Annotated in this window: 19 protein-coding genes; 12 read left to right on the top strand and 7 right to left on the bottom strand. The window is 60.3% G+C overall.

Annotation, left to right across the window (positions count from 1 at the left end):
* Positions 1-62 precede the first annotated feature (62 nt).
* The gene (locus KBP52_RS05045; RefSeq protein WP_212622246.1) at positions 63-1,781 is read right to left on the bottom strand and encodes a hydrogenase maturation protein; all 1,719 of its coding nucleotides are present in this window, start codon (positions 1,779-1,781) and stop codon (positions 63-65) included.
* 297 nt (positions 1,782-2,078) lie between these two features.
* On the opposite strand from KBP52_RS05045, the gene KBP52_RS05040 reads away from it, so the two are divergent.
* From KBP52_RS05040 to KBP52_RS04995, 10 genes are all read left to right on the top strand, one after another.
* Positions 2,079-2,585 (top strand): sigma-70 family RNA polymerase sigma factor, encoded by a 507-nt coding sequence (locus tag KBP52_RS05040; protein WP_034152323.1) that lies wholly within the window; start codon positions 2,079-2,081, stop codon positions 2,583-2,585.
* Complete coding sequence (locus KBP52_RS05035) at positions 2,582-3,529, top strand: FecR family protein (RefSeq protein WP_212622245.1); 948 nt, start codon at positions 2,582-2,584, stop codon at positions 3,527-3,529. The genes KBP52_RS05040 and KBP52_RS05035 overlap by 4 nt, the downstream gene beginning before the upstream one ends.
* Before the next feature lie 91 nt (positions 3,530-3,620).
* A complete protein-coding gene (locus KBP52_RS05030; protein WP_212622244.1) occupies positions 3,621-6,530 on the top strand; it encodes a TonB-dependent receptor in 2,910 nt (969 codons plus the stop codon).
* Positions 6,531-6,800: 270 nt separating this feature from the next.
* Positions 6,801-7,277, top strand: a complete 477-nt coding sequence (locus KBP52_RS05025; protein ID WP_185057892.1) for an antitoxin Xre/MbcA/ParS toxin-binding domain-containing protein — start codon at positions 6,801-6,803, stop codon at positions 7,275-7,277.
* Positions 7,274-7,777, top strand: a complete 504-nt coding sequence (locus tag KBP52_RS05020; RefSeq protein WP_212622243.1) for an RES family NAD+ phosphorylase — start codon at positions 7,274-7,276, stop codon at positions 7,775-7,777. Before KBP52_RS05025 ends, KBP52_RS05020 begins: the two co-directional genes overlap by 4 nt.
* Before the next feature lie 118 nt (positions 7,778-7,895).
* Positions 7,896-10,550 (top strand): TonB-dependent receptor, encoded by a 2,655-nt coding sequence (locus KBP52_RS05015; RefSeq protein ID WP_212622242.1) that lies wholly within the window; start codon positions 7,896-7,898, stop codon positions 10,548-10,550.
* 226 nt (positions 10,551-10,776) lie between these two features.
* Positions 10,777-12,618 (top strand): extracellular solute-binding protein, encoded by a 1,842-nt coding sequence (locus tag KBP52_RS05010; protein WP_212622241.1) that lies wholly within the window; start codon positions 10,777-10,779, stop codon positions 12,616-12,618.
* Positions 12,605-13,669 carry a microcin C ABC transporter permease YejB gene (locus KBP52_RS05005; protein ID WP_150651230.1) on the top strand — a complete coding sequence of 355 codons (1,065 nt, stop codon included), beginning with the start codon at positions 12,605-12,607 and terminating at the stop codon, positions 13,667-13,669. Before KBP52_RS05010 ends, KBP52_RS05005 begins: the two co-directional genes overlap by 14 nt.
* Positions 13,669-14,691 (top strand): ABC transporter permease, encoded by a 1,023-nt coding sequence (locus tag KBP52_RS05000; RefSeq protein WP_212622240.1) that lies wholly within the window; start codon positions 13,669-13,671, stop codon positions 14,689-14,691. The genes KBP52_RS05005 and KBP52_RS05000 overlap by 1 nt, the downstream gene beginning before the upstream one ends.
* A gap of 1 nt (position 14,692) precedes the next feature.
* The gene (locus KBP52_RS04995) at positions 14,693-16,312 is read left to right on the top strand and encodes an ABC transporter ATP-binding protein (protein ID WP_212622239.1); all 1,620 of its coding nucleotides are present in this window, start codon (positions 14,693-14,695) and stop codon (positions 16,310-16,312) included.
* 143 nt (positions 16,313-16,455) lie between these two features.
* On the opposite strand, the gene KBP52_RS04990 is transcribed toward KBP52_RS04995, so the two are convergent.
* Entirely contained in the window at positions 16,456-16,773 is a 318-nt protein-coding gene (locus KBP52_RS04990) for an SCP2 sterol-binding domain-containing protein (RefSeq protein ID WP_007912567.1), read from the bottom strand.
* A gap of 63 nt (positions 16,774-16,836) precedes the next feature.
* Positions 16,837-17,547, bottom strand: a complete 711-nt coding sequence (locus tag KBP52_RS04985) for a histidine phosphatase family protein (RefSeq protein WP_212622238.1) — start codon at positions 17,545-17,547, stop codon at positions 16,837-16,839.
* 204 nt (positions 17,548-17,751) lie between these two features.
* On the opposite strand from KBP52_RS04985, the gene sohB reads away from it, so the two are divergent.
* The gene (sohB, locus tag KBP52_RS04980; RefSeq protein ID WP_212622237.1) at positions 17,752-18,783 is read left to right on the top strand and encodes a protease SohB; all 1,032 of its coding nucleotides are present in this window, start codon (positions 17,752-17,754) and stop codon (positions 18,781-18,783) included.
* Between the two features lie 68 nt (positions 18,784-18,851).
* On the opposite strand, the gene KBP52_RS04975 is transcribed toward sohB, so the two are convergent.
* Both KBP52_RS04975 and KBP52_RS04970 read right to left on the bottom strand, forming a co-directional pair.
* Positions 18,852-19,346: a DUF934 domain-containing protein gene (locus KBP52_RS04975; protein ID WP_038368934.1), complete on the bottom strand. Its 495-nt coding sequence runs from the start codon at positions 19,344-19,346 to the stop codon at positions 18,852-18,854.
* Positions 19,330-20,988: a nitrite/sulfite reductase gene (locus KBP52_RS04970; protein ID WP_034152311.1), complete on the bottom strand. Its 1,659-nt coding sequence runs from the start codon at positions 20,986-20,988 to the stop codon at positions 19,330-19,332. The genes KBP52_RS04975 and KBP52_RS04970 overlap by 17 nt, the downstream gene beginning before the upstream one ends.
* 524 nt (positions 20,989-21,512) lie before the next feature.
* On the opposite strand from KBP52_RS04970, the gene KBP52_RS04965 reads away from it, so the two are divergent.
* Positions 21,513-22,586 carry an ABC transporter substrate-binding protein gene (locus tag KBP52_RS04965; protein ID WP_212622236.1) on the top strand — a complete coding sequence of 358 codons (1,074 nt, stop codon included), beginning with the start codon at positions 21,513-21,515 and terminating at the stop codon, positions 22,584-22,586.
* A gap of 4 nt (positions 22,587-22,590) precedes the next feature.
* On the opposite strand, the gene KBP52_RS04960 is transcribed toward KBP52_RS04965, so the two are convergent.
* Together KBP52_RS04960 and metH are read right to left on the bottom strand one after the other, a co-directional pair.
* Positions 22,591-22,809: a DUF2970 domain-containing protein gene (locus KBP52_RS04960; protein ID WP_008080467.1), complete on the bottom strand. Its 219-nt coding sequence runs from the start codon at positions 22,807-22,809 to the stop codon at positions 22,591-22,593.
* Between the two features lie 179 nt (positions 22,810-22,988).
* Positions 22,989-26,699, bottom strand: coding sequence for a methionine synthase (metH, locus tag KBP52_RS04955; RefSeq protein ID WP_212622235.1), 3,711 nt, complete (start codon positions 26,697-26,699; stop codon positions 22,989-22,991).
* Between the last annotated feature and the right edge of the window lie 53 nt (positions 26,700-26,752).

Raw genomic sequence — 26,752 nt, 5'->3', positions numbered from 1 at the left:
CCGGCTCGGTTCCCTCTCCTTGGGGAGAGGGCTAGGGTGAGGGGAAAGCAGTCACCGCAAAATCAACTGGCCAACTCGGTCAAACGCACCCGCGCCCACTCCTCGATCAACCGCGCCGGCGTGCCACACACCTTGCGCTTGTAGACAAAATTTCGGCACTTCTCGGCAAACTGATTGCGGTTGTAGAGCATGTCTTCCTGCATCTCCTGCAACTCGGTTTCGCGGCACTGCTGGATCAACACCTGATCAACCCGCGCCTTGCGCTCGCGCACCGCAGCATAGGTCGGATCGCTCACTACTCCGTTGGCCCGCTGCAGCAACCACAGGGAGAACTCGTCCGGGCAGCGCGGGCCGATTTCCTGAACCATGCCCAGTTGCCACGCCTGCACCGCGCTCACCGGCAGACAGGCCTGGGTCAATTGCTCGGCCATGGCCGGGCCGACGGCGCGGGGCAGGCTGTAAGTCCAGTATTCGGAGCCATACAAACCCATGCTCTTGTAATGCGGATTGAGTACGACATCGGCGCGGGCAAAGACAATGTCGGCCGCGAGTGCGAGCATTACGCCACCGGCGCCGGCGTTGCCGGTAACGCCGCTGACCACCAGTTGCCGGGCCGTCAGCAGTTCTGCGCAGACATCATCAATCGCCTGAATATTGGCCCAGGCTTCGGCGCCCGGATCCTGCGCAGCTTGAATCACGTTCAAATGCACGCCGTTGGAAAAGCTGCCGCGCCCGCCCTTGATCAGCAACACCTGGGTATCACGGGACTTGGCCCAGCGCAGCGCGGAGACCATGCGCTGGCATTGCTCGGTGCTCATGGCGCCGTTGTAAAACTCGAAGGTCAGCTCGCCGACGATGCCGGATTCGCGATACCGCAGCGGTTGATACGCTTCGTCACTGAACGGCTGTGTAGCGATCGACCAGTCGAGCACCGGCACATCGGCCAGTTGCCCGGCCAACAGGTGCCGCGCCGGTTGCTTGAAGGTTTCCTCGCCGGGTTGCGGTTTGCGTCGTAGTGCGCCGATCCACAGGCTTTGATCGCCGGCCGCGACGAGTACGGCATCGTCATGCACTGCGAGAATTTCGCCGGGCACGCCGCTGCGCGAATCGAGGTGTGCGTCGTAAACGTAATATTGACCGCCGGCCAGGCTCGCCAGCACACCGGGCTGGCCGTCGGCGGCATCGATGCAGCGTTTGATGAAGCGCGCGCAGTCGTGCCAGCTGAAACTGCGGTCGACCTGTTTCATGTTCGGCTGCAAACGCCCACGCACTTTCGCATTGGCATAGTCGAGGGCAATCGGTTCAAAGCCTTCGATGAACTTCTCCACCACTTCGCGTATGCAACGAATCGCCGCGTCACTGACCCGGCCGTTGTACAGCTCGGATTTGCGCAGGCCCGCCGGCAAGTTGAATTCGCAGGTGGCCCACACCGGGCCGGCGTCCATTTCCTCGACGGCTTGCAAGGCAGTGACGCCCCAGCTCGGCAGCTCGTTGGTAATCGCCCAGTCGAGGGCACTGGCGCCGCGATCGCCGACGATGCCGGGATGGATGATCACCACCGGCCGTTCGGTATTGCTCCACAGCGCCTGCGGTACGCGGTCTTTGAGGAACGGGCAGATCACCAGATCCGCGCGGCTGTGTTCGATCTGCTCGCACACCGCTTGTTCATCGGTAAACAGCACAACGCTGGATGAGTGCCCGGCCTCACGCAGTTCCAGCCAGGCGCGTTGGGTCAGGCCGTTGAAGGCCGATGACAGCAGAATGATGTTGAGTGGTCGCATGCTTGCTCTTCCTTGAGTGAGTTCAGCCTCGGGCTCTCGGTGAGCCGTCCTTGGCTTTCGATGGAGCCGCGAGATTAATCAGTGACCGGCCACGCGCCAGTGACCGAGGTCAACGTTCTGTCAGCCAATGTTTCTACGGCGACCAAGCGCCTTATGCTCAATGGTTTGCTTGTGCTGATTTTTTATTACTTCAAATGTCTTCGAGGCTATTGCACAGTCGCGCCTGATCAGAGCCGGACGATCCCGGCAGAACGATGGTTTTTCGCAGCGGGTGGGACCCGTTTCAGGGAGCAAGGCATGGGTGGGTACAACCCGCATTACCAGATCATCGGGCAGATGTTCCAAAAGGACTATCGCTGGCTGTGTGCTGCCGTTGGCCGCACGCTGGGTTGCCCGCACAGTGCGCAGGACATCGCTTCGGAAACCTTTCTGCGGGTGCTGGCACTGCCTGACCCCACGGCCATTCGCGAGCCACGCGCGCTGCTCACCACCATCGCCCGGCGGCTGGTGTACGAAGGCTGGCGCCGTCAGGACCTTGAGCGCGCCTATCTGGAAAGTCTGGCGCTGGCGCCCGAACCGGTGCATCCGTCTCCGGAAGAGCGGGCGCTGGTGATCGAAGCGTTGCTGGCAGTTGATCGCTTGCTCAACGGGCTGTCGGCCAAGGCCAAAGCGGCGTTTCTCTACCACCAGCTCGACGGTTTGACCTACAGCGAGATCGGCGAGCGCCTCGGCGTGTCCACCAGTCGCGTGCAGCAATACATGGTCGAAGCGTTCAAGCGCTGCTATCAGGCGATGCAGGCATGAGGCCGGACGAGGCGGTGATCGACGAGGCGGCGCAATGGCTGGCGTTGCTGCAGTCGGGCGAGGCGGGCATGGCTGAGCGGGCCGCATTCGAGGCGTGGCGCGTTGCCGATCCTCGGCATCAGCAGGTCATCGAACAAATGGGCGGCGGCCTGAATTTGCTGCGCAGCCCGAGCTTGCGCAACGTGCCGCGCAACAGCCTGCTGCATAGTCTCAATGCGCCGTCGAGTCGCCGACGATTCATCAGCGGCAGTTTGAGTGTGCTCGGCATTGCGCTGTTGGCCGGGTTGCTCGGACGGCGCTACGGCTGGCTGCCGGAGGCGGGGGAGTTGTCGACCGGCACCGGTGAGCGACGCAACTTCACCCTGGCTGATGGCAGTGCGCTGACCCTGAATGCGCGCAGTCGTGTGGTGCCGTTGTTCGATGGCCAGCAACGCTTGCTCGCGTTGCGCAGTGGCGAGTTGCTGGTCGACGTGGCAAAAGAGCCGGCGCGGCCCTTCGTGGTCGAGACCGAACATGGGCGCATGCGGGCGCTGGGGACGAAGTTTCTCGTGCAGTACAGCGAAGATACGACGCGATTGGTGCTGCTCCATTCGCAGGTCGAAGTGGTTACGGCGGGTGGCGAGCGGCAAGTGGTGCAGGCCGGAGAAAGTCTGTTATTCAACGGCGCTGGAGTGCTGTCGCTGGAACGCAGCACCGGTCAGGAAAGTGCCTGGGTGCAAGGTCGCCTGGAAGTGCGTGACCGGCCTTTGTACGAAGTCATCGACAGCTTGCGTCGCTACCGTCGCGGCATCTTGCATCTGAGTCCGGAAGTCGCCGACCTGCGCCTCAGCGGCCTCTATCCGCTCGACGACAGCGATCGTACGTTGCAACTGCTGGAACGCTCGCTGCCGATCCGCGTGACCTGGCACAACCCGTACTGGGTCAGCATCGACGCGCGGTTATAAACCCATAACTTCTTGGCCTAATCGCCGCCCTATAAAAAGCGCTGGCCCGCTGCTCATTCCCTGCAGATGCCTTCAACAGGGAAACCCTTCGATGTTCTCAATCAAACAACAATTACCTCGATTGACCCTCGCCGCTGCGTTGGCGATGGGCATCAGTCCATGGGCGGCGGTTGCCCAGGAACCTGCTGCAGCGGTGTTTACCTTCGACATCGCCAGCGGACCGCTCGACGAAGTGCTGCTGGACATCTCGCGGCAGAGCGGCGTGCCGATTTCCTTTAGTCAGGAATTGGTGCAAGGCAAACGCAGCGCAGCGGTGCGCGGTGCGTTGGGCGGTCGTCAGGCAGTAGAAAAAGCCTTGCTCGGCAGCGACCTGCAAGTCGAGCAAAGCACTCAGGGCCTGACCGTTCGCGCAGCCGATGCGCCGGCGAAAGTCACGACCGTGGCACCGGTCACCAGCGCCGATTACCGCATGGAAAAAGTCACCGTCACTGGCTCACGCATCGCCCGCGCGCAGAGCGATGGCGCCACGCCGGTCAACGTCATCACCCACGAGGAAATGGAGGCGCGCGGCTACAAAAACGTCTACGACGCCCTCGCGACGCAGACGCAAAACACCGGCATGACCCAAGGCGAAGATTACGGCAACACCTGGCAACCGGCGGCCAGCGCGCTCAACCTGCGCGGCCTCGGCCCGAACCATACGCTGGTGCTGATCAATGGCCGTCGCGTCGCCGACTACCCGACGCCGTACGACGGCAAGGTCAACTTCACCAACCTGGCGAACATTCCGTCGGCGGTTATCGAACGCATCGAAATCCTCAGCAGCGGCGCCTCGGCGATTTACGGCTCGGACGCGATCGCCGGGGTGGTCAACATCATCCTCAAGGACAAGATCAACGGCGTCGACGTCAACCTCAAGGGCGGCACCAGTGAGCGCGGCGGCGGTGACAACCAGCGTTTGCAAATCAGCGGCGGTGGCAGTTGGGGGGATTTTGACGGTTTGTTCGGTCTGGAGCTGACCAACCGCGATCCGATCTGGGCCGATGACCGTGGCTTTATGCAAAACGGCCCGCTGGCGGACGTCGGTTACCGCCGCGACCTGAGCAACAGTCGTTATCTGGGACCGGGTTGCGGTGCTTATCAGGGCACCTTCGACAACAAACTGGTCAACAGCGGCGGGCGCTGCCGCACCGATCAGATGTACAACGATTACTGGACCGTGCAGACCCAGAAGGAAAACTACGACGGCTACACCCGTGGCACCTGGCATTTCAGCGACAGCGGTCAGGTCTTCGCCGATTTGATGTACGGCCTCGACCATATCCAGAACAACACGCGCGGGCCGACCTTCACCTCGCCGGATTTCATCAATCAGAACAGCGGCAATCTGGAGCGCTGGTATCGACGCTTCGGTGAAGAGGAAATCGGTGGTCGCACCAGCAACAACAGCAAGTGGCGCGACACCTCGTGGACCGGCACCCTGGGGCTCTCGGACAAGATCGCCGACACCGGCTGGAGTTACGATCTGGCAGCCAATCGCTCGGAATATCGCAGCGTCAGGACCACGCGCTACACGCCACTGTCATCGATTCAGGATTTCTACCTCGGCCCGCAACTCGGTGTCAGCGGCGGGTATCCAGTGTTCGCCCCGGATGCTTCACGGCTCGACCGGCCGCTGACGCCGCAGGAGTGGCAGCAGTTTCGCGGCAATCTGACCCAGAGCAGCAAGTCGGTGTCGACCAGTTACAACGCTTCGGTCAATGGTGATCTGTTCGACTTGCCGGCCGGCCCGGTGGGTTTCGCCGGGGTGCTGGAAGCGGGCAAGCAGGAGTATCGCGTTGACCCGGACGATGGCCTCAACGACGGCACGTTTTACGGCGTAAGCCCACAACAAAGTTCCGGGGGCTCGCGCAAGCGCTATGCGGCGGGTGGCGAGTTCAGCATTCCGGTCACCGACACGCTGTTGGCGACTGCCGCCGGGCGCTGGGACCAATACAAATTCAGCGGCCGCACCGAGCAGCAGAAAACCTACAACCTCGGGCTTGAGTGGCGCCCGGTCACCAGCCTGTTGCTGCGCGGCAGTTACGGCACCAGTTTCCGTGCGCCGGACCTGAATTACATCTACCAGTCCGACAGCAACGGCTACTACCCGGCGCAGATCGATTACTACGGTTGCAGCCAGGGCGTGGAGGGCGCGTGTGATCGTGGGCGGGTCGATTACACCCAGAGCGGCACCGCGAATCTGGAGTCTGAACGCGGCAAATCGTGGACCTACGGGTTTGTCTGGTCGCCGTCGCGCAACTTCGATTTCTCCACCGATTTCTGGCGCGTCGAGATCGATGATCTGCTGACCACCGTCGATGAAAACCGGCTGCTGCAACAGGAAAACGAATGCCGCAATGGCACTCAGGACATCAATTCGGCCAATTGCCAGTCGACCCTGGCGCGCATCGATCGCAACGCCGGCAATGCCGCAGTCGATCCCAACCAGCTGAATCGCGTGCGGGTCAACGCGATCAACGCCGCCAGCGAGCGGGTCAGTGGTCTGGACTTCAAGAGCAATATCCGCTGGGGTGCCGGGCAGTACGGCGCGTTCAGTTCGGCGCTGGGCTACACCTTGGTGCTTTCGCATTACTACAAGGAATCGGAAGAAGCACCGACGCAAGACTGGCGCACTTCACGCACCAATTACGACTGGCGCAGCAAGGTCAACGCCAGCCTGACCTGGGATTACCAGAAGGCCACGGCGACGCTGATGGGCATTCGTTACGGTTCGGTCACCAACGGTGCAGGAGACGGGCGCCTGTCGCCGTGGACGGTGTTCAACGCCAGTGCGCGTTACAAACTCAATGATCGGGCAAGTGTCGGGCTGACCGTGAACAACGTGCTCAATCAGGTCAAACACGATGATTCGGCGGGATGGCCGTATTACCCGACCGGCAACTATGACCCGTATGGACGGCAATGGTGGCTCGATGTGAGTTATCACTTCGGCGGCTGAGGGCAGGCATCTCGCGTTTACGTCCTACGGAAAATGGCAGGTTTTGCGATAAGCAGGGGATATTTCCGACGACCTTTTCAGGTTGGTCGTCGGAAGCGCGATCTATAGCATTGGATCTGACATTGAAGTCGCTGAGCAGCTTGAGCGCTCAGGCTCCCGGATAAAGGATCAATTATGCGTACCCCACTCATTGAGCATGAAACCTCTGTTTATTCCCTGCGCAACTTCTGGATCGACGATCGCGCCAGATGCCCCATGGAGGATGTCGCGATGCCCCAAGCAAAAGTGCCCCGGCTGACGGGGCTGAAGAAGGTCGCGGGCAAGCCTGTCGATCTGCTCGTGAACGGCCAGGACCTCGGTGACGACGCCATGCTGATTGTCCGCCTTACCGAGGAGGGCTTTGAGCTGAGCGACGTCGTCAACATGCTTTCGACTTCCGAAATGTACCTGCGCGAAGACATGGTCAAACGCATCACCGGCAGGTCTGTCAGAACCGTGCAGCGGCTGCTGAAGGAAGGCAAATCGATACGGCTTGACTCGCAGCAGAGTGTTGTCGCCTACCAATATGCGCTGGTGCTGGAGATGGCCACTCGTGCATTCGGGGGGCTGTCACAGGCGGAAATATGGATGCAGAAGTCCACCCCTTACCTTAATGGCTACGTGCCGTTGGAGTTGACCCACCATCCGCTCGGTTTCCAGATGGTCGAGCAATACTTGTGTCGGGTTCTGTACGGGGGTTACCCATGAATCCCTTGCCCTGGGAAGGGCACTGGTATGGCTGGCGCCTGGATCAGGAGGCCTACGGAGAGACATGGGACAGCGGGATGGGTTCACAACTGAAGGGCGGTCGATGGAATGCGCCTGGCCGGCGAGTCGTCTATGCATCTGTCGACCCGTCCTCGGCCATTCTGGAGGTGGCGGCCAATAATAGTTTTGATGCACTGGACAGAGAGCCATATGTGCTGACGTGCTTTGAAGTCATCCGCGATGCACGGGTCAAAGTCGTTCAGCCTGAAGAGGTACCGAATCCTTACTGGTTGAGTCCCGCGTGGCCGTCGCCCAATCAACAGCGGTTTGCCGACGCTTTACTGGATGAGCATCCGTTTGTCCTGATTCCCTCGGCGGCAACCCGCCACTCGTGGAATCTGCTGGTGAGCTGCGACCTCGCAGCGGGGCAGTTCAAAATGGTCTCTCAAGAACGTTTTGGCCTGGATACACGGTTGCTGAGGGAGATGGCATCGGCTTGATACGGAGGCATGGCATTCTTTGCATAACCTCAGCACCCAACAGTCTAAGTCGCCCTCTATAAATCCTTATTCGTCATTGCACATCCCTGCATAAACCAAAACGCAGGGATGGCTGTTCATGACTCAGTTTTCACCCGTCAAATCACCTTTGAGCCTGGCCTTGCTGCTGGCAATCAACACGCTGCCGGCCATTGCCGCTGACAGCACGGCAACCGAACCGACCACTCAACTGCAGCGTGTCGAAGTCACGGGGACGGCAATCCGCCGGGTCGATGCAGAAACGGCGGTGCCGGTGACCATCCTGCGCGTCGAAGAGCTGCGCGAGCAGGGCGTCACCACCACCGAAGAGCTGGTCAGTCGCATTTCTGCCAACCAGTCTTCGGTCGGCTCCGGGCGTTCGGTGGGGTCAAGCAGTGGCGGGGCGTCTTATGCGGATCTGCGCGGCATCGGCGCCAACAAAACCTTGGTGCTGCTCAACGGTCGGCGCCTGAGCAACAACGCGACCAATGCGATCAACGGCTCCGGTGTTGACCTCAACACCATTCCGTTCGCCGCCATTGACCGTGTGGAAGTGCTGCGCGATGGCGCCTCGGCGCTGTATGGCACCGATGCGATTGGCGGGGTGATCAACTTCATCACCAAGACCAGCCTCACCGAAGGGCAGATCAGCACCAACTACGACACGCCAACCCATTCGGGGGGCGGTGAAAGCCGCAACTTCAGCGGCAGTTGGGGCTTCGGTGACTTGCAGGAGGATCGCTTCAACGTGTTTGGTGTGGTCAGTTACGACAAGCAGCAACGCCTGGCCGCTGAGGATCGCGGCTACACCTACAACTATCAGCCCAACCGCGGACTTGATTACACCTCCGGCACCGCCTCGCCGGCCAACTGGAGTCAGGGCAGTAACGCCACCAACCCTTTGGCCGGTTCTGGCTGCAACGCACCGGGTTTGCTGGCGCGCAACGGCATCTGCCGGCAGAGCCTGTGGAACTACCTCGATCTGGTGCCGGAAACGGAGAAGACTTCGGCTTTCGCCAAAGCCACCGGCAAGCTGTCGGACGATCACAACGTCAGCCTCGAATACTTCTGGGCGCAAAACGAAAACCGCACGCAAATCGGCCCCGGTACGTTGATGGGTAATCAGGTCAACCCCGGCACGGCGTTCTATCCGGGCAACGGCATCACCCCCGGGCCGAACGGTTTTGCCCTCGACCCGACGCAACCGGTCGACGTGAACTGGCGCGAAACCGCCGTTGGCGCGCGTCAGCACGAAGACGACAACACCAGTCAGCGCTTGCTGCTGAGTTTCGACGGCACGCTGGTCGGCTGGGATTACAACCTCGGTGCCTCGTACAACCAGAACAAAGTGGTCAACAGCATTCAGGACGGTTACGTCAACGACCGCGCCGTCAGTGCCGGTATTGCCAATGGCGTGATCAACCCGTTCGGTCCGCAGACGGCTGCCGGTTCCGCGCTGTTGGCGGCCAACGCGGTGGACGGTGATTACGCCACGGCGGTAGGGCGGGTGAAGGCCATCGACGGGCGCGTCAGTCGTGAAATCGGCGACTGGTTCGGCGCCGGTCCTTCGGCATTGGCACTGGGCGGCGAGTATCGCAAGGAGGACTTCCATCAGGATTTCGCCCAATTTGCCGGCGACGTGCAAAGCCTTGGTGTCGATCCGAACGGCAGCGTTGCCGGAGATCGCAGCGTTTCCGCCGAGTACGCCGAGGTCAACGTGCCGGTGCTCGACAGCCTCGAACTGTCCGCCGCCGTACGCCACGACAAGTACAGTGACTTCGGCAGCACCACCAATCCGAAATACTCGTTCCGCTTCCAGCCGTTCAAGGAGTTGGTGGTACGTGGTGCCTACAGCGAAGGGTTCCGTGCGCCGTCGTTGTATGAGCTGTACAACCCGACTTTCACCAGTTTCACCAACGCCAACTACAACGATCCACGCTTGTGCGCTGGCGGCAATCCGAGCAATGGCGGCATCGCCAACCGCGACTGCGCGCAGCAGTTCAATCGCACCAGCGGTGGCAATACCGATCTGAGCCCGGAAACCGCACGCAACGTCACCCTCGGCTTTGTCTACCAGCCGTTCGAACGCCTGACGGCCGGGCTGGATTTCTGGTGGATCGACATCGCCAACCAGATTGCCGAATTCCCCGAGTCGGCGGTGTTCGAGAATCCTGAGCTGTATCCGGATCGCCTGGTGCGCAAGCCGGATGGCTCCATCGATCACATCGTCACCGGCCTGGCCAACCTCGGCAAGATCAAGACCAATGGCGTCGACGTCAGCTTCGATTACCGCTTGCCGAGCACGCCGTACGGCAATTTCGGCATCGGCCTGCAAGGCACTTACGTCACCCGTTATGACTACCAGCAACAGCTCAAGGGCGACTACATCGACAAGCTCGGCGATTTCCGTGGCGGTGACTTTGCCTCGGCGGGTGCCGTGGCGCGCTGGCGCCACAGCCTGACCGGCAGCTGGAATTACGGCCCGTTCGGCGCCGCGCTGACCAACCGCTACACCAGCGGTTACCACGACTCCGATCGCGACACCCACGATTACGTCGGCTCGTACAACGTCTGGGATCTGGCCGGCACCTACACCTGGCGCAAGACCCTGAGCGTGACCCTCGGCGCGAAAAACCTGTTCGACCGCGAACCACCGTTCAGCAACCAGACTTACACGTTCCAGAGCGGCTACGACCCGAAATATGGCGACCCATTTGGCCGAACGCTGTACACGCGGGTCAGTTACAAGTTCTGAAAATGCTCAGAGATGGCGGGTTTTAGTCACCTATTGATCTAAAGCCTGCCCTATAAAAATCGCCGGCCTGTTGCACATCACAGGTAGGCAGGAAGAGTGGTGACTGTTCTGGCCTTATCGCGAGCAGGCTCACTCCTACAGTGGATTTGTGTTCACCGCAGACCCTTGTAGGAGTGAGCCTGCTCGCGATGAAGCCAGTAGCAGCACCGAGTAAAAGGATCTGCCCATGTTCTCCAGGCTCATTTTGTTCAGCGCTTTCGCGCTTTTAACGCCGTTCAGTTGGGCCGCCCCGCAACCGGCGTTAACGGTCTACGGCGAACCCGCCAAATACGCCCCCGACTTCCAGCACCTGGCCTACGCCAACCCCGACGCGCCGAAGGGCGGCAGCCTGCGCCGATCTTCCCTAGAAAGCGGCCCGTTCGACCACCTGATTCCTTACACCGACAAAGGCACCGGCGTGGCCGACATCGATGGCTGGCTCTACGCGCCACTGGCCTATCGCAGCAAGGACGAACCCTACAGCGTCTACGGTCTGGTGGCGCAGCAGATGGAGCTGGATCCGGATCGCCGCTGGATACGCTTCTACCTGAACCCGAAGGCGCGTTTCGACGACGGCACGCCGATCACCGCCGAAGACGTGCGCTACACCTTCGAGCTGTTCACCACTCAGGGCAGCCTCAAATACCGCCAGCAGTTTCGCGATGTCGCTGAAGTCGTTGTGGAGTCGCCGACGCAAGTGCGCTTCCTCTTCAAGAACAACGACAGCCGCACCTTGCCGCTGGATCTGGCGACACTGCCGGTGCTGCCCGAGCATTGGTGGCGCACCCGCGATTTCGCCGAGGGCGGCGGTTTCGAAATTCCGCCGGGCAGTGGCCCGTATCGCATCAGCGCGGTGGATGCCGGGCGCAGCGTGAAATTCCAGCGGGTGCGGGACTGGTGGGCCAAGGATCTGCCGATCACTCGCGGCCTCTACAACTTCGATCAACTGAGCGTGGAGTTCTTCGCCGACACCGACGTGTCGCGGCAGGTGCTCAAGGCCGGCGGCTTCGATTACAACCGCGAATTCTCTGCCACCAGTTACACCATCGGCTACGCGGGCGCTGCACTCGAGCAAGGCAAATTGCTTCGTGAACATCTCGCACCGGGTGCCGCGCAAGGCGCGCAGGGCTTTGTGTTCAACCTGCAGAAACCGCCGTTTCAGGATCGTCGCGTGCGTCAGGCGATCGCCATGCTCTGGGATTTCGAATGGAGCAACCGGCAAATGATGCGCAGCATGTACCTGCGTCAGCGTAGCTTCTTCTCCCACAGCGCACTGGCGGCTACTGCATTGCCGGATGCCGAAGAGCTGAAGATTCTTGAGCCGTTGCGCGGGCAGATTCCCGATGAAGTGTTCACCACGGTGTTTGAAGCACCGAAAACCGACGGCAGTGGCAACATCCGCGCGGAACAATTGCAGGCGCTGAAACTGCTGGAGGCCGCTGGCTGGAAACCTCAGGGCGATCAGTTGGTGAACGCCAATGGCGAGCCGCTGCACTTCACGTTTCTCAATGGCCAGAAAGGTTTCGAACGGCTGTTGTTACCGTTCAAACGCAACCTGGCGCAGATCGGCATCGGCTTCGATATCCGCCAGGTCGACACCGCGCAATACACCAACCGCGTGCGCAATCGCGACTACGACATGATCGTCGCCGGTTACCCGGTGAGTCAGGCACCGGGGCGCGAGATGTTCAATTACTTCGGCTCCGACGGTGCCGCTGATCCCGGCTCGAACAATTACATGGTGCTGCGCGATCCGGCCGTCGATGCACTGCTCGAAGGGCTGGTGCAGGCCGACAATCGCGAGAGTCTGCTGCGCCATGCTCATGCGCTGGATCGGGTGTTGCAGTGGGGCTATTACTGGGTGCCCAACTATTACCCGCCAGGGATTTCCACGGTGTGGTGGAACCGCTTCGGCCGACCGGCGATTGCCCCGCTGTATGACGCCGGCCTCGACACCTGGTGGGAAATCAGCCCGACCGCACTGACCACAACGCAGATGCACAAGGAGTACGCCCATGTGGGGTTATAGCCTGCGGCGTCTGCTGCTGATCGTGCCGACCTTGCTGGCGATCCTGCTGGTCAATTTCGTTATCGTGCAAGCCGCGCCCGGTGGCCCGGTCGAGCAGGCCATTGCGCGCTTGCAGGGGATTGGCGTGGGCGCGGCGGTCGGTTCCAGCCATGTCGAAACCGTCGGGGGCGAGTCTCGCGCCACCCGGGGGCTGGACCCGAAACTGGTGGCTGATATCGAGCGTCAGTACGGCTTCGACAAGCCCGCCAGCGAGCGCTTGTGGCTGATGCTCAAAAGCTATGCGCAACTGGACTTCGGCCAGAGTTTCTTTCGCGGTGCCAGCGTCACCGAATTGATCTGGCAGAAACTGCCGGTGACCTTGTCGCTGGGCCTTTGGGCGACGCTGATCACCTATCTGGTGTCGATTCCGCTGGGCATTCGCAAAGCCGTGCACAACGGCTCGGCGTTCGATGTCTGGAGCAGCGTGGCGATCATCATCGGTTATGCGCTGCCGGGATTTCTCTTCGCACTGCTGCTGATCGTGGTGTTTGCCGGTGGCACGGCGCTGGACTGGTTTCCGGTGCGCGGGCTGGTCTCGGACAACTTCGCCGAACTGTCGCCGTGGGCCAAGGTGGCCGACTATTTCTGGCACTTGGTGCTGCCGGTGACTGCCTTGGTCATCGGTGGTTTCGCCACGTTGACGATCCTCACCAAGAACAGTTTTCTCAACGAGATCTCGCGACTGTACGTGGTGACCGCGCGCGCCAAGGGACTGAGTCAACGGCAGGTGTTGTACGGCCATGTGTTTCGCAATGCGATGCTGCTGGTCGTCGCCGGTTTGCCGCAAGCGTTGGTGACGGTGTTCTTCGGCGGCTCGTTGCTGATCGAAGTGATCTTTTCCCTCGATGGTCTCGGCCGTCTCAGTTACGAAGCAGCGGTCGCGCGCGACTATCCGGTGGTGTTCGGTTCGCTGTTCATCTTCACCTTGTTCGGCCTGCTGATAAAACTGCTCGGCGACCTTTGTTACACGCTGGTTGACCCGCGTATCGACTTCACCGCGAGGGCTGCCTGATGCTGACGTTATCTCCAATTAGCCAGCGTCGCTGGGCGCGGTTCAAGGCACATCGGCGCGGCTGGTGGTCGTTGTGGCTGTTTCTCGCGCTGTTCGGCCTGAGCCTCGGCGGTGAGTTGGTGGCCAATGACAAACCGCTGCTGGTGACGTATCAGGGCGACTGGTATTTCCCGGCGTTCAAGCGCTACACCGAGCAGGACTTTGGCGGTGAACTGCCGTTTCAACCGGACTATCGCAGCGCGCAGGTGCGGCAATTGATCGAGGGGCAGGGCGGGCGGTTGTGGTTTGCGCCGATCCCGTTCGCGTTCGACACGGTCAATTACGACCTCACGGAGCCGGCACCGAGCCCGCCCAGTGGCGACAACTGGCTGGGCACTGATGATCAGGCGCGCGACGTGCTGGCACGGGTGATATTCGGCACGCGCATATCGCTGTTGTTTGCCTTGGCGCTGACCGCGGCGAGTGCAGTGATTGGCATCGCCGCCGGGGCATTGCAGGGTTATTACGGCGGTTGGGTCGACCTGATCGGTCAACGTTTGCTGGAGGTCTGGTCGGGGCTGCCGGTGTTGTACCTGCTGATCATTCTGTCCGGGTTTGTCGAGCCCAACTTCTGGTGGTTGCTGGGGATCATGGCGCTGTTTTCCTGGTTGAGCCTGGTCGATGTGGTGCGCGCCGAGTTCCTGCGCAGTCGCGGTCTGGAATACGTGAAAGCCGCGCGTGCACTGGGTGTCGGCGATGCGCAGGTGATCGTTCGGCACATCCTGCCCAATGCCATGAGCGCGACGCTGACTTATCTGCCGTTCATTCTCACCGGGGCGATTGCAACCTTGTCGGCGCTGGATTTTCTCGGTTTCGGCATGCCGGCCGGCAGTGCTTCGCTGGGTGAGTTGATTGGCCAGGGCAAGAGCAATCTGCAAGCGCCGTGGCTTGGCCTCACCGCGTTCTTTGCCTTGGCGCTGATCCTTTCACTGCTGGTATTCATCGGCGAAGCCTGCCGCGATGCGTTTGATCCGAGGATTTGAGATGCCTGAACATTTGATCGAAATACGTGACCTGCGTGTCGCGTTCAATGGCCAGCCCGTGGTGCATGGCATCGACCTCGATATCCGCCCCGGCGAGTGCGTGGCGCTGGTTGGGGAATCCGGCTCCGGTAAATCGGTGACGGCGCACAGCATTCTGCAATTGCTTGACCCTGCCATCACGCGAATTGACGGCAGCATTCGTTATGCCGGCGAAGAACTGCTCGGCGTGCATGAACGCTACTTGCGGCAATTGCGTGGCAACCGCATCGCGATGATTTTTCAGGAGCCGATGAGTTCACTGAACCCTTTGCACACGATTGAGCGGCAGTTGGGCGAAAGCCTGGCGCTGCACAAGGGGCTGGCTGGGGCGGCGGCGCGCCAACGGATTTTGCAGTTGCTGGAGCTGGTGGGCATTCAACGCCCGCGCGAACGGCTCAAGGCCTATCCACATCAACTGTCGGGCGGACAACGGCAACGGGTGATGATCGCCATGGCGCTGGCCTGCGAGCCGCAGTTACTGATCGCCGACGAACCGACTACAGCACTGGACGTAACCGTGCAACGCAAGATTCTGCTGTTGCTCAAGGAGCTGCAAGAACGGCTGGGCATGGCCCTGTTGATCATCAGTCATGATCTGAATCTGGTGCGCAACATCGCTCAGCGGGTGGCGGTCATGCGTGGCGGGGTGATTGTCGAACAGGCGTCGTGTGAACAGTTGTTCAGTGCGCCGCAACATCCTTACAGCATTGAGTTGCTCAACGCCGAACCGGGTGGCGAGGCGTTGTGTCGGGAACCCGCTGAGGATTTGCTGGAGGTGCGCGATCTCAATGTACGCTTCCGTTTGGGCGGCGGATGGCTGCGCGCGAAGTCGTACTTGCACGCGGTCAATGGCATTGATTTGAATCTTCAGCGCGGCAAGACCTTGGGTATCGTTGGCGAGTCCGGTTCCGGCAAGTCGACGTTGGGTCAGGCGATTCTGCGTTTGCTCGATGCCCAAGGCAGTATTCGCTTTCAAGGCGAGGCGCTGGAGCAGTTGAGCGGCAAGCAACTCCGGCCGCTGCGCAAACGCCTGCAAGTGGTGTTTCAGGATCCGTTCGGCAGCCTCAGCCCACGCCTGTGCGTGGAGCAGATCATCGCTGAAGGTTTACAGGTGCACAGCGATCTGACCGCCGCTGAGCGCGAACGGGCGGTGATCGATGTGTTGCGTGAAGTCGGTCTCGACCCTGTCACACGGCATCGCTATCCCCATGAGTTTTCCGGTGGTCAGCGGCAACGCATCGCGATTGCCCGGGCGCTGGTGCTCAAGCCCGACTTGATCCTGCTGGATGAACCGACGTCGGCACTGGATCGCACGGTGCAGAAGCAGATTGTCGCGCTGTTGCGGCGTTTGCAGGCGGAACACGGCTTGACCTATCTGTTCATCAGTCACGATCTGGCGGTGGTGCGCGCGTTGGCGCATGACTTGATTGTGATGAAGGACGGTGAAGTGGTGGAGCGTGGTGAGACGAATGCGCTGTTTCATGCAGCGCAGCATCCGTATACCCGAGAGTTACTGGCCGCTTCGTTTACTGACGACCCCGTATCAAATGTGGGAGCGAGCCTGCTCGCGAATGCGATGTGACAGGCAACGGTGATGTCGACTGAGTTGACGCCTTCGCGAGCAAGCTCGCTCCCACAGGTCTTGAGTGCGAGCAGTAATTCTCAGCGCTCAAATGTAAAAATCCCGCCATGAAGGCGGGATCTTTGTGTCACTGAACGTCGCTATTACGACGGGAACAGCTCGGACAGTTTCATCGACAGCATCATGTCGCCTTCAACGCGCAGCTTGCCGCCCATGAAAGCCTGCATGCCGTCGGTTTCACCGCTGACGATACCTTTCAGGGTTTCGCTGTCCAGCACCAGCGTGCAGTTGGCGTCCGGGTTTTCGCCTTCCTGGATGTCGCAAGTGCCGTCTTTTACGATCAGCGAGTACTGCTTGTCTTCGTCGGTGATGTTGAAACCGAAGACCAGATCCAGACCGGCAGCAGCGGCTGGATTGAACTTGGCTTGCATTGCTTTTACGGCATCAGCTACGGAGGTCATGGTTCGATCCTTTCTTGGTAATAAGAGCTGGTTGATTACAGCAAGGTTCACAGCTAACCGGACTCAGCGAAAAGTGATGAGTTCCGGAGCCTTCAGCAGTTGCAGATGTGCATGACTGTTGAAGGAGGCCAAAGCCACCTCGCGACCGCGGAACTTCAGCTGGTTGAGCGAGGTGTTGACGATTTGCCAGTTCAATTCAAAGGCCTGTTTCGCAGGCATTTGCGTAATGAGGTGGAGCAGGGCGGTGATGGTGCCGCCGGAGGTGAACACGGCGATTTTCTGGTTTTTATCGGCCAGATCGAGAATCCGCTGCAGCCCGGCCTGAACCCGTTCGACGAAACCCAGCCAGCTTTCCAGCCCCGGTGTGTCATAAGTGCCGGCCAGCCAGCGCTCGATGATCAGGGCGAAAATGCGTTGGAATTCACCACGGTTCTGCGCGGCGTTGCGCAGGATGTCGAGAGCTTCCGGCTCGTCTGCCAGCATGTCCGGGAGCAGGGCGCGGATCACCGCGTCGGCATCGAACTCGTTGAAGGCGGAATCGGTTTCCAGCGTCGGTATTGGCAGCCCTTTGGCGGTGAATTGCGCCAGCGCGCTGGTGGCCGTGTGCTGCTGGCGACGCAGGTCACCGGCGAGGCAGCGATCGAAGCTGATACCCAGTTCAGCGAGGTGCTGACCGAGGATTTCTGCCTGGCGCACACCGGTCGGCGACAGGACGTCATAGTCGTCTGCACCAAAGGAGGCCTGGCCATGTCGAATCAAGTAGATGCTGCCCACGTCCGCGTCATCCCGGTACGTTGAAGGTTGTGGCGAGGTTATGAGGATGACGGGTAGCTGTCAATGAAAAAACATACGCTTGTTTGAAATGCCCGTTACAGGGGTGTTGCCAGAGGTTTCACGGCTGGCCGACAAGCTGGCGCATGGGTATGCTGGAGCCATCCCGCGTGTGCCTCACATCCGCGCATCGTTTAAGGAGTCTCTGTGGAGTTTTTCACCGAATACGCCAGCTTCCTGGCCAAGACCGTTACCCTGGTGATCGCCATTCTGGTGGTGCTGGCCAGTTTTGCTGCATTGCGCAGCAAGGGCCGGCGCAAATCGGCCGGTCAGTTGCAGGTCAGCAAACTCAATGATTTCTACAAAGGCCTGCGTGAGCGGCTGGAGCAGACCTTGCTCGACAAGGATCAGTTAAAGGCCTTGCGTAAAGGCGAAGCCAAGTCCGAGAAAAGCGAGAAGAAACGCAAGAGCAAACCCGAGACCAAATCCCGCGTATTCGTCCTCGATTTCGACGGTGACATCAAAGCCTCGGCCACTGAAAGCCTGCGCCATGAAATCACCGCGCTGCTGACCTTGGCCACGCCAAAAGACGAAGTGGTCCTGAGGCTGGAAAGCGGTGGCGGCATGGTTCACAGCTACGGCCTGGCGTCGTCGCAACTGGCGCGTATTCGCGAGGCCGGCGTGCCATTGACCGTGTGCATCGACAAGGTTGCGGCCAGTGGCGGCTACATGATGGCGTGCATCGGCGAGAAGATCATCAGTGCGCCGTTCGCGATTCTCGGTTCGATCGGCGTGGTGGCGCAGTTGCCCAACGTCAACCGCTTGCTCAAAAAGCACGACATCGACTTTGAAGTCCTCACCGCCGGCGAGTACAAACGCACCCTGACCGTGTTTGGCGAAAACACCGAGAAGGGCCGCGAGAAGTTTCAGGAAGACCTGGACATCACTCATCAGCTGTTCAAGAACTTCGTCGCCCGCTATCGCCCGCAACTGGCGATAGACGACGTGGCGACCGGTGAAGTCTGGCTCGGCGTCGCGGCGCTGGATAAGCAACTGGTCGATGAGCTCAAGACCAGTGATGAATATTTGGCCGACCGGGCGAAAAAGGCTGAGGTCTATCACCTGCACTACGCCGAGCGCAAAAGCTTGCAGGAGCGTATCGGCATGGCCGCCAGCGGCTCGGTCGACCGCGTACTGCTGAGCTGGTGGAGTCGCCTGACCCAGCAGCGCTTCTGGTAACTCGAACAGGCATAAAAAAACGCCGGTCATATGACCGGCGTTTTTTTGTCCGCGCTAAACCTGAAGACTTAGCGGCGACGGAACAGCGGCAGCGGTTCGTCGGTGGCGGCCTGATAGGTCACCGAGAAGTCCTTGAGGCCTTCCAGCGCTTCGTACGGGTCTTTGTCCGCACGGATGGCAAAGGCATCGAAACCGCAGCGATGCATATAGAACAGCTGATCGCGCAGCACATCACCAATCGCCCGCAGTTCACCTTTGAAACCGTAACGGTCACGCAGCAGACGGGCGTTGGAGTAGTTGCGGCCGTCGGTGAACGCCGGGAAATTCAGCGCGATCACCTGAAACTCGGCGACGTCTTCACCGATTTCTTCGGCTTCTTCGTCAGCGTCCAGCCACACACCCAGGCCACCGTCGCGGGCCTTGAGCATGCGGCTGTGTTCGCGCCACAGTTGCAGCGGCACGATCAAGTCGTCGCAGTTGCTGATCTCGTCGATGTTGAAATCCTTGGGCAGCAAGTGCCAGGTTTCGTCGACGACCTCGTTGTTCTTAATGATTCGCTGCATAGACGCGTTCCTTGAAGAGGTCGATGCCAATACGCTGGTAAGTGTCGATGAAGCGCTCGTCTTCGGTACGTTGTTCAACGTACACGTCGATCAGCTTCGAGATCACGTCAGGCATGGCTTCCTGAGCGAAGGACGGGCCGAGGATCTTGCCCAGGCTCGCATCACGGCTGGCGCTGCCGCCGAGAGAGACCTGATAGAACTCTTCGCCTTTCTTGTCCACCCCGAGGATGCCGATGTGGCCGACGTGGTGGTGACCACAGGCGTTCATGCAACCGGAGATGTTCAGGTCCAGCTCGCCGATGTCGAACAGGTAGTCGAGGTCGTCGAAGCGGCGCTGGATCGACTCGGCAATCGGGATCGACTTGGCGTTGGCCAGCGAGCAGAAATCACCGCCAGGGCAGCAGATGATGTCGGTCAGCAGGCCGATGTTCGGCGTGGCGAAACCGCCTTCACGCAGTTCGCCCCACAGGGTGAACAGCTGGCTTTGTTCGACGTCGGCGAGAATGATGTTCTGTTCGTGCGAGGTGCGCAGCTGACCGAAGCTGTAGCGGTCGGCCAGATCGGCGACGGCGTCGAGCTGCTTGTCGGTGATGTCGCCCGGGGCAACGCCGGTCGGCTTCAGCGACAGGGTCACGGCGACATAGCCCGGCTTCTTGTGCGCCAGGGTGTTGCGGGTACGCCAGCGGGCGAAACCCGGATGCTCCTTGTCGAGATCGGCCAGTTGCGCGGTCTGGTTGTCCAGCGCCTTGTAGTCCGGATCGACGAAGTGCTTGGCGACACGCTGCAGTTCGGCGTCGGTCAATGTGGTCTGGCCACCGCGCAGGTGCTCCATTTCCGCATCGACTTTCTGCGCGAACACTTCCGGCGTGAGCGCTTTGACGAGGATCTTGATCCGCGCCTTGTATTTGTTGTCGCGACGGCCGTAGCGGTTGTACACGCGCAGGATGGCGTCGAGGTAGCTCAACAAGTCCTGCCACGGCAGGAATTCGTTGATGAACGCGCCAACCACTGGCGTACGGCCGAGGCCGCCACCCACCAACACACGGAAACCCAGTTCGCCAGCGGCGTTGTGCACCGGCTCAAGGCCGATGTCATGGACTTCAATGGCGGCGCGGTCAGCAGTCGAACCGTTGACGGCGATCTTGAATTTGCGCGGCAGGTAGGCGAATTCCGGGTGGAATGTAGTCCACTGACGAACGATTTCGCACCATGGGCGCGGGTCGATCACTTCGTCGGCAGCGACGCCGGCGAACTGGTCGGTAGTGACGTTGCGCAGGCAGTTGCCGCTGGTCTGGATCGCGTGCATCTGCACGGTCGCCAGTTCAGCCAGAATGTCCGGGATGTCTTCCACCGCCGGCCAGTTGAACTGCACGTTCTGCCGCGTACTGATGTGGGCGTAGCCCTTGTCGTAGTCGCGGGCAATCTTGGCCATCATGCGCGTCTGACGCGAAGTCAGTTGGCCGTAAGGCACCGCCACCCGCAACATCGGCGCGAAGCGCTGGATGTACAGGCCATTTTGCAGGCGCAGGGGGCGGAATTCTTCTTCGCTCAGCTCACCTGCCAGATAGCGTCGGGTCTGATCACGGAACTGCTTGACGCGGTCCTCGATGATCCGCTGATCGTACTCGTCGTATACGTACATATAAGTCCTGTTCTCAGGCTTGGGCTACTCGGAAAACGCTGCGTTTTCGCGTGCTGGAGTCCGATTTTGCCTCTGCAATTCTGCGCGCACGGCCGCGCACTCCCTAGAGGAGCCGGGGCAATATACCCGTTTGCAGTTATGCGCAAAAGTGATGTTTGAGTATATGTAAAGAACCAAATCGCCTAACGAGAATGGCTGTCAACTAACCCACATTTGTCGTGCGGACAATCATCGTCTTAACTGTGGTCGAGTCTTTCTGCAATCACCGATAAAACCGACAAGAGGCGATGCAATGAGCAACCCGACCAAGGCAAGAAAAAGCGACAGCAGTGTCGATGCGTGGGCCATTTTGTTCCTGATCATTCTCGTAGTAGGGACAGCGGTATTCTGGGTCAGCCATCAGTAAACGACCCATCCGGGCCCGTGCCCGACGAATTGTCGGACAAAAAGCGGGATCAGGCATCAATAGCCGGTAGATCGAGGGCTATAATGCGCGGCCATTTTTCCTTGGGCCCGGATGCTTCATGTTCAAGTTTTTCCACTTCAGTCTTCTGCTGTTCAGCGCACTGTTCCAGAGCGGCGCGCGGGCGGAGTCCGTGCTGTTTTTGAACCCGGGTTCGACGCAGGAAGCCTTTTGGGTCAGCTATTCGCAATTCATGCAGGCGGCCGCCCATGATCTGGGTATCGACTTGCAGATCCTCTATTCCCAACGCCAGCCCGAACTGACCCTGGCGCAGGCGCGCTTGGCGTTGCAGGGGCCGAATCGTCCCGAGTACCTGATTTTCGTCAACGAACAATACGTCGCGCCGCAGATCCTGCGTCTGGCCGAGAACAGTGGCGTAAAACTGTTTATGGTCAACGCCGCGCTGACCCCGGACCAGCAGGCGTTGGTCGGTGAGCGTGCCGACCGCATCGGCAGCCTGGTGCCGAACGACGAGGAGGGCGGTTACTTGATGATGAAGGAGCTGATCCGCCTGCATCCGTCGTCGGCAAACGCTGAGCCGATTGAAGTGTTGGCGTTCTCCGGCCTGAAGGTCACCCCCTCGGCGCAGCTGCGTGAGCGCGGCATGCAGCGGGCGTTGGCCGAACATCCGCAGACCCGCTTGCGCCAGCTGGTTTACAGCGGCTGGACCCAGGAACGCGCCTATGAACAGGCCAAACAGTTGTTTGCGCGTTATCCGAAAGTGTCGCTGGTGTGGTCGGCCAATGATGAAATGGCCTTCGGCGCGATGCGTGCGTATGCCGAGACGGGCAAGGTCCCCGGCAAAGATGCCTTGTTCAGCGCGGTCAATACGTCGCCGGCGGCTTTGCAGGCACTGGTCGACGGGCGCCTGAGCGCGTTGGTCGGCGGGCATTTCACCTTGGGTGGCTGGGCGTTGGTTGAGTTGCATGACGTCGAGCAAGGCGTCGAACTGAATCACTACGGCGGCCGCGACCGGCAGATTCCGTTGCTGCAACTGATCGACAAACCGCACGCTCGACAAATGCTGGCCATGGGCAAGTCGCCGCACTACGGCGTGAATTTCCGCAAGCTCTCAGCCAAGGGGCAGTCGGATTCCTACCGCTATCCGTTCACCCTGCAAACCCTGATGCGCTGATTCGTCAAACCCCGGCGAAATGCAGCACCAGTTTGACGATGGCAAACAGCGTCAGTGCAAACACTGCGGTGAACAGAATGCCCAGCACCACGAAATGGCTGGGCTTGCCATGGGTGAAGTCCCTTGCCCGGTTCTTGCCGCTCTGCACCCCGAACGCCGCCGCCATCACGCTGTGCAGCATCTGCCAGAAGGTCGGCGGTTTGTTGTCGACTGGATCGTCCATAAATCCCTCGTCTGCCGTGTGTGTCAGACAAGCATAGCCAACCCTCTCAAGAACACTGCAAAACGAACTGTGGGAGCGAGCCTGCTCGCGAATGCGTCGTGTCAGTCAACATCACTGTTGATTGATCGACCGCTTTCGCGAGCAGGCTCGCTCCCACAGGGTGATGCGTTGAAGCTGGATTAGTTGTCGTAACCCAGGTTCGGCGCCAGCCAGCGCTCGGTCACGCTCAACTCCTGGCCTTTGCGCGAGGTGTAGCTGGCGACCTGATCCTTGTCGATCTTGCCCACGGCAAAGTACTGCGCCTGCGGATGGGCGAAGTACCAGCCGCTGACCGCTGCCGCCGGGAACATCGCGTAGTGCTCGGTGAGGAACACGCCGCTGCGACCGGCGCGCATCTCTTCAGCTTCCGGATCGAGCAGGGCAAACAACGCTGCCTTCTCGGTGTGATCCGGGCAGGCCGGGTAACCCGGAGCAGGGCGGATGCCGCTGTATTGCTCTTTGATCAGCGCGTCATTGTCGAGCACTTCGTCCTTGGCATAACCCCAGTGTTCTTTACGCACTTGCTGGTGCAGCCATTCGGCGCAGGCTTCGGCCAAACGGTCGGCGAGGGCTTTGACCATGATCGAGTTGTAATCGTCGCCAGCGTCCTGATAAGCCTTCGCCACTTCTTCGGCGCCGATACCGGCGGTGGTGATGAAACCACCGACGTAGTCAGTCACTTCGCTGTCTTTCGGCGCAACGAAGTCGGCCAGCGAGAAGTTTGGTTTGCCATCGGTCTTGATAATCTGCTGACGCAGGTGATGCAGTTTGGCCAATGTCTGACCGTCATCGCCGTACAACTCGATGTCGTCGTCATGCACCTGATTGGCCGGCCAGAAGCCGAACACCGCGCGGGCGCTGATCAGCTTCTCGTCGATCAGCTTGGCGAGCATTTCCTGCGCGTCCTTGTACAGCGCGGTGGCGGCTTCACCGACCACTTCGTCTTCAAGGATGCGCGGGAACTTGCCGGCCAAGTCCCACGAAATGAAGAACGGCGTCCAGTCGATGTATTCGGCCAAGACCTTGAGGTCGATGTTGTCCAGCACCTTGCTGCCGGTGAACGTCGGTTTGACGGGCTGGTAATTCGCCCAGTCGAACTGCGGCTTCTTGGCGATGGCGGCGGCGTAGCTCAGGCGCTCGGTGCGGGCACTGCGGTTGGCGGTGCGTTCGCGTACATCGACGTATTCCAGGCGCGTCTTCTCGACGAAACCGGCCTTCAATTCTTTCGACAGCAACTGTGTGGCAACGCCCACCGCGCGGGAGGCGTCGGTCACGTAAACCACCGCATCGTTGCTGTACTTCGGCTCGATCTTCACCGCGGTGTGCGCTTTGGAGGTGGTCGCGCCACCGATCATCAGCGGCAGGTGGAAATCCTGACGCTGCATCTCGCGAGCAACGTGAACCATTTCATCCAGCGACGGCGTGATCAGGCCGGACAGGCCGATGATGTCGCACTTCTGCTCTTTGGCCACCTGCAGAATCTTCTCTGCCGGGACCATCACGCCGAGGTCGACGATGTCATAGCCGTTGCAACCGAGCACCACGCCAACAATGTTCTTGCCGATGTCGTGGACGTCGCCTTTCACCGTGGCCATGAGGATCTTGCCCTTGGCTTCTGGCTTGTCGCCCTTTTCCAGTTCGATGAACGGGATCAAGTGCGCCACGGCCTGCTTCATCACGCGGGCGGATTTCACCACTTGCGGGAGGAACATTTTGCCGGCACCGAACAGGTCACCGACGATGTTCATGCCGGACATCAGCGGGCCTTCGATCACTTCGATCGGGCGGGCGAACGACTGACGGGATTCTTCGGTGTCTTCAACGATGTGCGTGGTGATGCCTTTGACCAGCGCATGTTCCAGACGCTTGTTGACCTCCCAGCTGCGCCACTCTTCGGTCTCGGCTTCCTTGACGCTGCCATCGCCCTTGTACTTGTCGGCGATGGCGAGGAGGGCGTCGGTGCCTTCCGGGGTGCGATTGAGGATCACGTCTTCAACGGCGTCGCGCAGTTCTTGCGGGATCTGGTCGTAGATCTCCAACTGACCGGCGTTGACGATGCCCATGGTCAGGCCCGCGCGGATCGCGTACAGCAAGAACACCGAGTGGATCGCCTCGCGCACCGGGTTGTTGCCACGGAACGAGAACGACACATTGGACACGCCGCCCGAGGTCAGCGCATACGGCAGTTCGTCGCGGATGTAGGCGCAGGCATTGATGAAGTCCACAGCGTAGTTGTTGTGTTCTTCGATACCGGTGGCGACGGCGAAGATGTTCGGGTCGAAGATGATGTCTTCCGGCGGGAAGCCGACTTCGTTGACCAGAATGTCGTAGGAGCGTTTGCAGATCTCTTTCTTGCGCGCTTCGGTGTCGGCCTGGCCAGCTTCGTCGAACGCCATCACCACCACCGCCGCGCCGTAGCGCTTGCACAGTTTGGCGTGGTGGATGAACTGCTCGACGCCTTCTTTCATGCTGATCGAGTTGACGATGCCCTTGCCCTGAATGCACTTGAGGCCGGCTTCGATCACTTCCCATTTAGAGGAGTCGATCATGATCGGTACGCGCGAGATGTCCGGCTCACCGGCGATCAGATTGAGGAAGGTCACCATGGCCTTCTTCGAATCGAGCATGCCTTCGTCCATGTTGATGTCGATCACCTGCGCGCCGGCTTCGACCTGCTGCAGGGCGACTTCCAGCGCTTCGGTGTAGTTGTCTTCACGGATCAGACGGGCGAACTTGGCGGAACCGGTGATGTTGGTACGTTCGCCGACGTTGACGAACAACGAACTGCGATCGATGGTGAACGGTTCCAGACCCGAGAGGCGGCACGCCTTGGGGATGTCCGGAATCTGACGCGGCGCATAACCGGCGACGGCTTTGGCGATGGCTTCGATGTGCCCCGGCGTGGTGCCGCAGCAGCCGCCGACGATGTTGAGGAAGCCGCTCTGGGCGAATTCTTCGATGACCTTGGCGGTTTCCGACGGCAGTTCGTCGTACTCGCCGAATTCGTTCGGCAGGCCGGCGTTCGGGTGCGCGGAAACGTGGGTGCTGGCCTTGTTCGACAGCTCTTCCAGATATGGACGCAGCTCACTGGCGCCGAGCGCACAGTTGAGGCCGACGGAAATCGGCTTGGCGTGCGCCACCGAGTTCCAGAACGCTTCGGTGGTCTGGCCCGACAGGGTGCGGCCGGAGGCATCGGTGATGGTCCCGGAAATCATGATCGGCAGTTCGAGGTGCAGCTCTTCGAACACGCCTTGTACAGCGAAGATCGCCGCTTTGGCGTTGAGGGTGTCGAAAATGGTTTCGATCAGGATCAGGTCGGCGCCGCCCTCGATCAGGCCTTTGGTGGCTTCGGTGTAGTTTTCCACCAATTCATCAAAGGTGACGTTGCGGTAGCCCGGGTTGTTGACGTCCGGCGACAGCGAGCAGGTGCGACTCGTAGGACCGAGCACGCCGGCGACAAAACGTGGCTTGGCCGGGTTCTCGGCGGTCTTGGCGTCGGCGACCTTGCGCGCCAGACGTGCGCCTTCTACGTTTAGTTCGTAGGCCAGTTCTTCCATGCCGTAGTCGGCCATGGAAATGCGCGTGGCGTTGAAGGTGTTGGTTTCGAGGATGTCGGCGCCGGCATCCAGATAGGCCTTCTCGATGCCGCCGATCACGTCCGGACGGGTGATCACCAGCAGGTCGTTGTTGCCCTTGACGTCACTCGGCCAGTCCGCGAAGCGTTTGCCGCGATAATCCTGTTCTTCGAGCTTGTAGCTCTGGATCATCGTGCCCATGCCGCCGTCGAGTATCAGGATGCGCTCTTTGAGGGCTTGCTTGAGAGCTTGAAGGCGGACGCTGCGATCGGACATTTGGACTACTCGGAAAGACCATTACGAAGGAGCGGGATCATAGCAAACCTGTG

It is taken from the genome of Pseudomonas sp. SCA2728.1_7 (assembly GCF_018138145.1).
GTDB lineage: Bacteria > Pseudomonadota > Gammaproteobacteria > Pseudomonadales > Pseudomonadaceae > Aquipseudomonas > Aquipseudomonas koreensis_A.
This window is presented reverse-complemented; position numbering and strand designations above follow the sequence as displayed.

Coding starts and splice junctions, on each gene's coding strand:
- KBP52_RS05045 (WP_212622246.1), bottom strand. CDS start 1,781: ATGCGACCACTCAACATCATTCTGCTGTCATCGGCCTTCAACGGCCTG.
- KBP52_RS05040 (WP_034152323.1), top strand. CDS start 2,079: ATGGGTGGGTACAACCCGCATTACCAGATCATCGGGCAGATGTTCCAA.
- KBP52_RS05035 (WP_212622245.1), top strand. CDS start 2,582: ATGAGGCCGGACGAGGCGGTGATCGACGAGGCGGCGCAATGGCTGGCG.
- KBP52_RS05030 (WP_212622244.1), top strand. CDS start 3,621: ATGTTCTCAATCAAACAACAATTACCTCGATTGACCCTCGCCGCTGCG.
- KBP52_RS05025 (WP_185057892.1), top strand. CDS start 6,801: ATGCCCCAAGCAAAAGTGCCCCGGCTGACGGGGCTGAAGAAGGTCGCG.
- KBP52_RS05020 (WP_212622243.1), top strand. CDS start 7,274: ATGAATCCCTTGCCCTGGGAAGGGCACTGGTATGGCTGGCGCCTGGAT.
- KBP52_RS05015 (WP_212622242.1), top strand. CDS start 7,896: ATGACTCAGTTTTCACCCGTCAAATCACCTTTGAGCCTGGCCTTGCTG.
- KBP52_RS05010 (WP_212622241.1), top strand. CDS start 10,777: ATGTTCTCCAGGCTCATTTTGTTCAGCGCTTTCGCGCTTTTAACGCCG.
- KBP52_RS05005 (WP_150651230.1), top strand. CDS start 12,605: ATGTGGGGTTATAGCCTGCGGCGTCTGCTGCTGATCGTGCCGACCTTG.
- KBP52_RS05000 (WP_212622240.1), top strand. CDS start 13,669: ATGCTGACGTTATCTCCAATTAGCCAGCGTCGCTGGGCGCGGTTCAAG.
- KBP52_RS04995 (WP_212622239.1), top strand. CDS start 14,693: ATGCCTGAACATTTGATCGAAATACGTGACCTGCGTGTCGCGTTCAAT.
- KBP52_RS04990 (WP_007912567.1), bottom strand. CDS start 16,773: ATGACCTCCGTAGCTGATGCCGTAAAAGCAATGCAAGCCAAGTTCAAT.
- KBP52_RS04975 (WP_038368934.1), bottom strand. CDS start 19,346: ATGCAGCGAATCATTAAGAACAACGAGGTCGTCGACGAAACCTGGCAC.
- KBP52_RS04970 (WP_034152311.1), bottom strand. CDS start 20,988: ATGTACGTATACGACGAGTACGATCAGCGGATCATCGAGGACCGCGTC.
- KBP52_RS04965 (WP_212622236.1), top strand. CDS start 21,513: ATGTTCAAGTTTTTCCACTTCAGTCTTCTGCTGTTCAGCGCACTGTTC.
- KBP52_RS04960 (WP_008080467.1), bottom strand. CDS start 22,809: ATGGACGATCCAGTCGACAACAAACCGCCGACCTTCTGGCAGATGCTG.
- metH (WP_212622235.1), bottom strand. CDS start 26,699: ATGTCCGATCGCAGCGTCCGCCTTCAAGCTCTCAAGCAAGCCCTCAAA.